This window comes from Trichocoleus sp. FACHB-591 (assembly GCF_014695845.1).
Lineage (GTDB): Bacteria > Cyanobacteriota > Cyanobacteriia > FACHB-46 > FACHB-46 > Trichocoleus.
The window spans coordinates 109,934-119,017 of the sequence record NZ_JACJPA010000083.1; the positions used below are offsets into that span (position 1 = coordinate 109,934).

Below are 9,084 nucleotides of genomic sequence, written 5' to 3' on the forward strand. Positions count from 1 at the left end.
TTCAAGTGATAGACCAAGCTCAGCCTTGTGATAGTTGGGGTTTGATCAGGTGATGAGTGTCACGCGATCAGGTAGAGCGAGCTAACAGAAAGCCTCCTACCCCAAAGCCAAAGATGTTCGGGAGCCAAGCTGCCATAACCGGGGAAAAAACTCCTGCTTGCCCCAGCGCTGCCGTGAGAAACGCCAATGTGTAGTAGACAAAGATAATCAAAACGCTGAGGCCGAAGCCTGTAGCTCGGTTGGTGCGGCCTGGTTTAGCGCCTAACACCGCACCAATCAGACCAAAGACCACGCAAACAAAGGGAAAGGCATATTTGCGTTCAATCTGTACCCTCAGCTTTCGTAGGGTTTGCTCATCCGCACTTTGATTGAGCAAAGAGAGATATCGTTGCGCCTCCGCAATGTTCATCTCGTTACTGTCTTTATTCCACATTGCCAGATCAAGAGGAGTACGGGCGATCGCGAAAGGTTGCTGCTGAAATTCTTGAATGCCGCTGTAAGAACCATCGGGAGCAACGGCATAGATAGTACCCTCAAAAAAATCCCAAGCACTTTGAGTAGGATTCCAGAGAGCAGATTTGGCAGACACGATCTGTTGTAAGTTTTTTTGATTAAACGTCAGCACCGTCAGGTTGATCATGCGCTGACCATCGAATTGTTTGGCGTAAAACAACTGCGATAGAGCCTGTTCTGTTTTGCCATCTGGTCGCTGGATATCGCTAAATTCTCGGTAGAAGATATCGCGTTCTTGAAAGGAAGGGCGATCTTTCCTCAGGGTTTGATTCAGTAAGACAGAAGCTTGATAAGTGGTTTGTGGAGCGATCGCTTCATTCAAGGCAAACGTGCAGCCTGTCACCACTAAGCTCAAAATCAGTGCTGGAACTACTAACCGTCGCACACTGATCCCACAACCCCGCAACGCAATCAATTCGCTATCGGTGGCGAGCCGACCGTAAGCAATCAATGCTGCCAGCAAGGTGGACATGGGCAAGGCATAAACAACGAACTCTGGCAGGCGCAGAAAAAAGACCTGAATCGCCAAATTCAAGGGTAGATCGTCACCTGTCACCTTGCGGACTAAATCAAACAAAGTGCCAATCGAAACCGCGATCGCCGAAAATGCCCCCACGCCAAATAGAAACGGCATGATTAGTTGACTGGTGATGTAGCGATCCATCAAGGACAAGCCACCTGCCAACCAAGTTAAAGGCCAGAAGAGAAAGCGGAAAGATTTTGTGATGCTAGTCATAGAAGCCGAAGCCCTGGCGAACAGTCGAACCGAGCTGCAACGCTAACGTTGGAAGTTGTCTCCTAGGTAGTACTGCCGCACCAAGGGATTATTGTAGAGTTCTTCGGCGTTACCAGAAGCTAAAATTTGCCCGTCCCGCATAATATACGCGCGATCGGTAATCGCTAGAGTTTCTCGCACGTTGTGGTCTGTAATCAAGATCCCCATTTGGCGATCGCGCAACCGACTCACAATTTCTTGAATTTCTGCCACTGCGATTGGGTCTACACCTGCAAAGGGTTCATCCAGCAACAAAAATTTCGGGCCTTCTCTTCCTGCTGCCAAGGCTCTGGCGATTTCGGTTCGCCGCCGTTCGCCACCCGAAACCCTAATTCCCAAGGTGGAAGCAACTTTTTCCAAGCGAAATTCTTGTAGCAAATGGTTCAGGCGCGATCGCCACTCTCGCCGAGGAATCTTAGTTTGCTCCAGTACTAGCAAGATATTGTCCCGAACGCTCAAATGCCGAAAAATACTGGGTTCCTGGGCCAAGTAACCGATGCCCAACCGAGCGCGGGAGTGCATTGGCAAAGTGGTGATATCGCGGTTATCCAGCCAAACGCGACCTTGATTAGGCTTTTCCAATCCAGTCGCGATGTAAAACGTGGTGGTTTTCCCAGCACCATTCGGGCCGAGCAAACCGACGATTTCTCCTTGGGAAACCGACAGGCTGACCCGATTGACGATTGTGCGTTTGCCGTAGGACTTGTGAATATTCTCCAGAACAATCTTCAACGATTTACTCCCAGCCTAGCTGCATCGCAGACCAATCGGCCTTGATGGTATCAAAGATGAGTGGTCTGAGGCTACTTCCACTGAGTAAACCCCTAAGATCCAGGTTTCGCATTAAAAAGGTGGGTTCGCTAAAGCGGGTGGAGTTGCTGGGGTTGATGCTGGGTCAGCCACAATATAAATCGATTCCACTTGCTTGCTAGTCTGCGGCAAAGCCACAAAGCGGCCTTCGTCAATCAGATACGTAATATTTTCGCCCCGTAAGCTATTGCCCTGCTGCAAAACGTACACATTGCCACTCAGGACAATCCGGCGTTCGCGGCTAAAGTATTGAGCCTGAGCCGAAGTTGCCTGAATTTGGCGAGCAGGGTAAGTAATTTGCACATTACCACGAGCTGTCACCACACCCGTTTTGGCATTGGCTTCTTGCACATCCGAGCGTAGCGTCAGGGCGCGGCCTGGAGCAGTTTGGGCTTCAGCGCTTTTGAGCGTAACAGGTAGAGCGATCGCGGCTAGGGTTGCAGGAACTAGCAAGGCCGCAGCGAGGCGACGGCTAGTAGAACGGGACAGTTGGGAGAAAGGCAGCATAGGTCGTACAAGTTCAGAGGGCAAAACAGTAACCGGGTCAGACCTCAGGCTGGAAGAGAGGCAAAATCTCTGTAGGTAGTTTACCGAATCCTGGTGCCTAGTTCAGGAGAAAGTGTAAGCAACTGAGGTAGAAACTTTGACGATGCTTGTCCCCTGGAAGTTTCGCAGCCGCTAACCTCTGTCATTTATACCTGCGAGCATCAGGATGAGGTAACTAAAATAATTTGGGGCCAACAAGGTGCGGGTTGGGTATCAGAGAGAGCGATCGCTTCCTCTTCCACCTGATTCGCTTGCAACTGCTGTCTCAAACTTTCCACGTTTTCTGGGCCTAGGGCTTGAAGTTGCTGCAACAACACTGCACTTTGCTCCAGTAAATGCGTCACCTCAATGCCGCCGTAAGTCGGTTGGTAATCTCTTAGACGATTCATGCCCTCGCCTAGGAGGATCGCTGCACCGCGCCAATTGAGGTTTGACAAATGATAGCAAGCCACCGCAATCTGCAAGATGCCTTGATAGAACCGCCGTAGGGGATCAACTTCCTCTAGCCACAGCGCTTCTAGAGTGTCATGACAGGCATAAAACTCGCCTTGATTAAACTGCTCCACTGCCTGCCAAAACTCTGGTGGCATGGTTTCACTCATAAAGCCTTCCTGACGCAGCTTCCTCAGCTTAAGCCGAGAGGCTACTTCTAACCACAGCTAGCTCATCCATCGAAATTTCCTGCTGCTGACCCGCAAAGTCATTATCGCGCTGTAGAAATAGCATGCAATGGCATTCTTGGCGCTCCCGCATAGGTACGCAAGGGCAATTCCAGAACGTCGCATTCACCTCTGCCTCTTTGTCTTCGTAGTGCCGACAGGGGCAGAGAGGACAACCCAATTGATCTTTATGCTTGGCTAAACCCTCGATCACCACAGCCGTCACAGACAAATCAACGCAAAAGTAGGTGTTGGTGCGCTTGGCATAGGTTTCGGCAAAGTTCCGCATCGCTTCCAAGTTTTTTTCACTCGCGAGGGTGCCGTTTTCAGATGAGTTCATAGGGCAAGCTCTTTCATACAAGCGTATTCCCGCATTGTATCGCAGCACTTCTCTGGGCTAAAGGCAGCCAAAACCTAGATAACTCAACTTATAACTCGTAACTCTTAGCTCCTAACGCCTGGCTCTTGACTCTTGCTTTCTGAATACAAACGCTGTAACTGCGATTGCAACTGAATTTGTAAAGATTTATCTGATTGGATCACTAAGCCAGGAAACTCTAGGTCGCTACTGGCTACTAAATGAGTCTTTTGGTTTGTGGGTGGCCACAAAAGCCAACGGCTACCGGGAGGCAAGGTATTCAGGCTTTGGGGGTTTTGCGTCAGCCAAACCATGGGCAACTCAGGTAAACTCTCTGCCCGCACTTCTTCGCCAGCGTAGGTACCCGCCAATGCCTCTAAAACCGAGCGATCGCCTTGGAGCAACCCTGTACCCGCCGTCCACAGCTTCACATGAGTATCCCGGTGAGCCATGTAGAAATACAGCGACGCTGCCGCAATCACCGCTTGTTCAAAATCATCGGCTTGCCAAGCCCCCGCACTGTCTAGGCAAATGACAATCTCTTCTCCCCCTGTAAAAACTTCTAACTCCCGCACCCGAAATTCACCATAACGAGCGCTCGTCCGCCAATGAATTAGGCGAATCGGATCACCCCAACGGTAAGGTCGTAAAGCCCGAGTAATCCCTTCTGTAGCGTTTTGGGAGCGACGGCTACTGTGAAACTTGGGGCTGTTCTCTCGCCCAATTTCATCAATCAGGGGGCAAGCTGTGAGGGGTAAAACTGTAGGGTAAACGATCGCGGCTGCTTTAACGGTGCGCTCCCGCCGACACCAAAACAATCCCAAGGGTGCAGCAGTGCGGAGTTGTAAATTGTGCCAACGATACACCCCCCGCTTCTCAGTCGGCTGGAAGTAAGTCCAACGGTAAGTTTTTCGAGGTGGAATTGCTTCCACGACCGTTGCCGCAGGTTTCGCCAAGCGATAGGGCAGCAAATCCCGAACTTGCAGCAGTGTTTTAGCTTGGGCGGTGCGGTTTTCCAGGTCTAGCTCAATGGTGAGGTCGCTCCCCACACTGACCGGATTAATGGGGCGGCGTGTCACCTGAATGCCTCGCAGCGATCGCTCTGGCAAAATGGCGGCAACCCCCAACAGCGCCACGATCACCCCGCTCATCACGTATAACCAACCAGACAGGGTATTGGTGCCCGCTGCGAAGAAGAAAATGGCCAGCCCTGCTAGGAGCCAACCACTGTAGGAGGGCGTGACCCAATGCGTTTCTAGCCAGTCAGCGATTCGCTTGCCAAGGTTCATAGTGGATGCCTATCCTGAAGCCAAACCGTTCGTCGGAGTTGGCTCCAGTCTAGACCAAGCGATCGCAGACTTGAAAGCCCTTAAGGTAGGGCAGGCGATTCTACGGGGGTTGTTAGCGGGGTAAAGCGAGGAGGTAGGCTGGCATCTTGTGGAATGAAGTTGGGTGCAAAATCGACGACTGGGTCACCAGCATCCAGACAGGTTGCCATTGCATTGGTTGGGGTGAGGTCGTCAACCCGGCGGCTCAATCCCACGACACAGTCTGCAAAGCGCTTAGGTAGCAAACTACGGCGGCAAGTATCCAATACTTCTGGGAGGGCGGGGTTTTCAGTCTCGCGATTAATGTCTACCACGCAACTGGCAAGTTCTAGAGGCCGTCGCACTTGGCGGCAAGTCAAGAGAGCATCCAGACCTGCGACTGACGTTTGGCGGGTAATCCGCTCCACACAGTTGGCCAAATCTCTGGGACGGAGTACCTCTCCACAAGCCTCAGCCACAATGGGGGGATCAATCCCCGCATCTAATAAGTTAGCAGCACAAGTTTCGTATTCATTACGCTGAGTTTGAAACAAGAAAGCAGCAGCAGGGTCTGGAGGTATGGCAAGAGCCAATAACCCAGCGATCGCCAGGGGTGCCCCAGACAAACGGAGTAAGTAGCGCGGAAGATCGATGTGACGCATAACAGCTACTAGAAGGAGAGCAACAAAATTAACTAATAATCAACAAGCGAAGCTGCGGTGATTGTCTCATATTGTTTAGGGTTTGGGTTTAGGGTTTACGGTTGGTTGAGAAAAGGTCAGTAAAACCATCTAGAGTGAAAAAGGTAACTAAAATCCATTTCAACGACCCAGGGGGTACTCCGGTATGCACCTGAGTGAACTGACCCATCCCAACCAATTGCGGGGTCTTTCGGTTCATCAACTGCAACAAATCGCGCGTCAAATTCGAGAAAAACATTTACAAACAGTTGCCGCCAGTGGCGGTCACCTCGGCCCCGGATTGGGAGTCGTGGAACTGACATTAGGGCTTTATCACACCCTAGACCTCGACCGCGATAAGGTAATTTGGGATGTGGGTCACCAGGCCTATCCCCACAAATTGATTACAGGACGCTATCACCGCTTTCATACCCTGCGCCAAAAGGACGGGGTAGCGGGCTACTTAAAGCGCTGTGAAAGTAAGTTTGACCACTTCGGTGCGGGTCACGCCTCTACTAGTATCTCAGCAGCCTTAGGGATGGCTTTAGCCCGTGACTTGAAGGGTGAGAAGTTCAAATCAGTCGCCGTGATTGGGGATGGTGCGCTCACAGGGGGCATGGCGTTGGAAGCCATCAACCATGCGGGACATCTACCCAAAACCAATTTGCTGGTAGTGCTCAATGATAATGAGATGTCGATCTCACCCAACGTTGGAGCGCTGTCTCGCTATCTCAACAAGATGCGTCTCAGTCCCCCCATGCAGTTCCTCTCGGACAACCTCCAAGAGCAAGTCAAGCAGCTACCCTTTGTGGGCAGTTCGCTTTCTCCGGAACTGGGTCGGATCAAGGAAGGCATGAAGCGCCTAGCCGTTCCTAAAGTGGGAGCAGTGTTTGAAGAACTGGGCTTCACCTACATGGGGCCAATTGATGGACACAACCTGGAAGAACTGATTGCTACCTTCGAGCACGCTCATCAGCAAGTTGGGCCAGTTTTGGTGCATGTCTCTACCATGAAAGGGAAGGGATATGCGATCGCGGAGCAAGACCAAGTTGGCTACCACGCCCAATCGCCGTTTAACTTGGCAACTGGTAAAGCGGCTCCCTCCACGAAACCCAAGCCTGCTAGCTACTCCAAAGTGTTTGGCGACACATTGGTGAAGTTGGCAGAGAACAATCCCCGAATTGTGGGCATAACTGCGGCAATGGCGACCGGAACTGGCTTAGACAAGCTCCAAGCCAAGCTCCCCAAGCAATATATGGACGTAGGGATTGCGGAGCAACATGCAGTGACAATGGCTGCGGGTCTTGCCTGTGAAGACATTCGGCCTGTCGTAGCGATCTACTCCACCTTCCTGCAACGGGGTTACGACCAAATTATTCATGATGTCTGCATCCAAAACCTGCCTGTCTTTTTCTGTATCGATAGAGCAGGAATTGTCGGTGCTGATGGTCCTACCCATCAAGGCATGTATGACATTGCCTACCTGCGCTGTATCCCCAATATGGTGCTGATGGCTCCTAAGGACGAAGCTGAATTGCAGCAGATGATGGTGACAGGCATCAACTACACCGATGGTGCGATCGCTATGCGTTATCCCCGTGGCAACGGTCATGGTGTAGCGTTGATGGAGGAAGGCTGGGAACCTCTGCCCATCGGCAAAGGAGAAGTCTTACGCCAAGGTGATGATGTCTTGCTCGTTGGTTTCGGCTCAATGGTCTACCCAGCGATGCAAGCCGCAGAGATTCTCAGCGAACACGGGATTGAAGCCACTGTCGTCAATGCTCGCTTTGCCAAACCACTAGACATCGAACTGATTGCTCCTTTGGCGCAAAAGATCGGTCGGGTGGTGACGCTGGAAGAAGGTTGCCTCATGGGTGGCTTTGGCTCAGCAGTAATGGAAGCGCTGATGGATCACAATGTGGTGGTGCCTGTCATGCGAATTGGTATTCCTGATGGGTTGGTTGAGCACGCAACCCCAGAGCAGTCTATGGTGACGCTAGGCCTCACCCCTGCTCAAATCGCCGATCGCATTCGCACCACTTTCGTGAAATCAACTGTCACGGTTAGCTGACAACTTTACTTACCTCTATTAATTCCTAAGGTGGGCACTGCCCACCTTTTTTAGTTTAAACATCAGCTCTTTGTCTTTTAATTCAGATCAAGCTTTACAAAATTTTTTAGATTTAGCTCTGTAATCAGCTTCAAACTTTACTGCTCACCTATCTCGATCATGTTATCTTGGCCCTAATTTACTTGTATAAGTTTGTCAACCAAACTCTAAATCGTTAAAAAGTTAATTGGGCTAGTTATAATGAAAAGCTTACTAAGTAGAGCTCAATCTAAGAAACTAGATTTTGATTTCTATTTTAGAGTCGCACTTTGCATACTAATTGCAGCATTTATCCTATTAAAGATTATATCCTCCAATCACAACTTGTATTTCGATCGCGATGAAGTTAGAAAACTATTGAGAACATCAGGTTTCACTAATCAACAATTCATTCAGTTGACGTACAACGCGGAACCCATCAATGTCAATAAACTATTGGGTCAATATCAAGTCCCTTGTGGAGACTGCAAACCAAAACCAAATCTATCAGCTTTAACTAACAATTTAGAACATCCACCCCTTTACTATATACTTTTGCAAAACTGGTTATTAGGAATTGGCTATTTATTCAATTCCAAGCTGTTTTCAACCCTAATTTCAATCGCAACAATACCAGCAATTTATTGGTTAGCCCAGGAAATCTTTAACAACTCTCAAATAAGCTTGCTCAGTGCAACTCTCTTTACTGTATCGCCCTATTTGTTTTCCATGGGCCAACACGTCAGTCAATATTCGCTGTGGGGTGCATTAATTTGTTTGTCTAGTGCTCTATTCGTTCGGGCCACACGCAATAACAACAAGCTTCTCTTTACGCTGTATACAGCAACTAATTTACTTGGTCTGTACACACACTTATTCTTTATTCTTCTGATCTTTTCACATGGTTATTATTTAGCCCTCAATCGCTCTTGGCGATCGCTACAGTACTACTGGATCTCACTTTCTTTTTCAATCTTATGTTTCACACCTTGGGCTCTAAGTATTTTGTCCCAACGTGAGAAATTCGAAGAAACTGCTGGTATCTCCGATGAAAGCGTAGGAACTGCACCTAATGTGCTAGGTTCGTTTATGAACGGAACCACTGCTGTAATTCAAACTTTTTGGAAAAATTCTAATATTAGTTTACTCAGCAACGATTTTGTCCAAAACCCGCTGGCAATCTCTATTGCGATTTTTATATTCGCTACTCTCACTTACTATATTTGTTTGAGGCTAGAGCGTTTCCTAGTCTCCTGAGGTACAGTAACAACAATGAGTAAACCAGCTGCGAATATCTTCTAGAGAGACTTGAGCAAATGCCTCTTGAATGGCTTTGTCTAAGGCTGA

The 9,084-nt window shown here is 49.4% G+C and carries 9 protein-coding genes; 2 read left to right on the top strand and 7 right to left on the bottom strand.

The annotated features are described in order from the left end of the window. Positions 1-67: 67 nt before the first annotated feature. The 7 genes from H6F90_RS15340 to H6F90_RS15370 form a co-directional block, all read right to left on the bottom strand. Positions 68-1,249 carry an LptF/LptG family permease gene (locus H6F90_RS15340; protein ID WP_242024486.1) on the bottom strand — a complete coding sequence of 394 codons (1,182 nt, stop codon included), beginning with the start codon at positions 1,247-1,249 and terminating at the stop codon, positions 68-70. A gap of 42 nt (positions 1,250-1,291) precedes the next feature. Beyond that, positions 1,292-2,020, bottom strand: a complete 729-nt coding sequence (gene lptB / locus H6F90_RS15345) for an LPS export ABC transporter ATP-binding protein (protein WP_190435564.1) — start codon at positions 2,018-2,020, stop codon at positions 1,292-1,294. Positions 2,021-2,131: 111 nt separating this feature from the next. Further along, the gene (locus H6F90_RS15350; RefSeq protein WP_190553281.1) at positions 2,132-2,605 is read right to left on the bottom strand and encodes an LptA/OstA family protein; all 474 of its coding nucleotides are present in this window, start codon (positions 2,603-2,605) and stop codon (positions 2,132-2,134) included. 200 nt (positions 2,606-2,805) lie between these two features. After that, a complete protein-coding gene (locus H6F90_RS15355; RefSeq protein WP_190553282.1) occupies positions 2,806-3,246 on the bottom strand; it encodes a DUF309 domain-containing protein in 441 nt (146 codons plus the stop codon). Between the two features lie 28 nt (positions 3,247-3,274). Then, positions 3,275-3,643 carry a ferredoxin thioredoxin reductase catalytic beta subunit gene (locus tag H6F90_RS15360; protein WP_190553283.1) on the bottom strand — a complete coding sequence of 123 codons (369 nt, stop codon included), beginning with the start codon at positions 3,641-3,643 and terminating at the stop codon, positions 3,275-3,277. A gap of 104 nt (positions 3,644-3,747) precedes the next feature. After that, positions 3,748-4,950, bottom strand: coding sequence for a DUF58 domain-containing protein (locus tag H6F90_RS15365; RefSeq protein WP_190553284.1), 1,203 nt, complete (start codon positions 4,948-4,950; stop codon positions 3,748-3,750). A gap of 80 nt (positions 4,951-5,030) precedes the next feature. Further along, positions 5,031-5,630: a hypothetical protein gene (locus H6F90_RS15370; protein ID WP_190553285.1), complete on the bottom strand. Its 600-nt coding sequence runs from the start codon at positions 5,628-5,630 to the stop codon at positions 5,031-5,033. Between the two features lie 184 nt (positions 5,631-5,814). Between H6F90_RS15370 and dxs the strand changes: the two genes are divergently transcribed. Further along, on the top strand, positions 5,815-7,719 hold the full coding sequence (dxs, locus tag H6F90_RS15375) for a 1-deoxy-D-xylulose-5-phosphate synthase (protein ID WP_190553286.1): 1,905 nt from the start codon (positions 5,815-5,817) through the stop codon (positions 7,717-7,719). 240 nt (positions 7,720-7,959) lie between these two features. Continuing rightward, positions 7,960-8,994, top strand: a complete 1,035-nt coding sequence (locus H6F90_RS15380) for a glycosyltransferase family 39 protein (RefSeq protein WP_190553287.1) — start codon at positions 7,960-7,962, stop codon at positions 8,992-8,994. Positions 8,995-9,084 lie beyond the last annotated feature (90 nt).

What these genes read in the sequence shown, in the direction of transcription:
- H6F90_RS15380 (WP_190553287.1), top strand. Translation starts at nt 7,960, where the DNA reads ATGAAAAGCTTACTAAGTAGAGCTCAATCTAAGAAACTAGATTTTGAT.
- dxs (WP_190553286.1), top strand. Translation starts at nt 5,815, where the DNA reads ATGCACCTGAGTGAACTGACCCATCCCAACCAATTGCGGGGTCTTTCG.
- H6F90_RS15350 (WP_190553281.1), bottom strand. Translation starts at nt 2,605, where the DNA reads ATGCTGCCTTTCTCCCAACTGTCCCGTTCTACTAGCCGTCGCCTCGCT.
- H6F90_RS15365 (WP_190553284.1), bottom strand. Translation starts at nt 4,950, where the DNA reads ATGAACCTTGGCAAGCGAATCGCTGACTGGCTAGAAACGCATTGGGTC.
- H6F90_RS15360 (WP_190553283.1), bottom strand. Translation starts at nt 3,643, where the DNA reads ATGAACTCATCTGAAAACGGCACCCTCGCGAGTGAAAAAAACTTGGAA.
- H6F90_RS15340 (WP_242024486.1), bottom strand. Translation starts at nt 1,249, where the DNA reads ATGACTAGCATCACAAAATCTTTCCGCTTTCTCTTCTGGCCTTTAACT.
- H6F90_RS15370 (WP_190553285.1), bottom strand. Translation starts at nt 5,630, where the DNA reads ATGCGTCACATCGATCTTCCGCGCTACTTACTCCGTTTGTCTGGGGCA.
- H6F90_RS15355 (WP_190553282.1), bottom strand. Translation starts at nt 3,246, where the DNA reads ATGAGTGAAACCATGCCACCAGAGTTTTGGCAGGCAGTGGAGCAGTTT.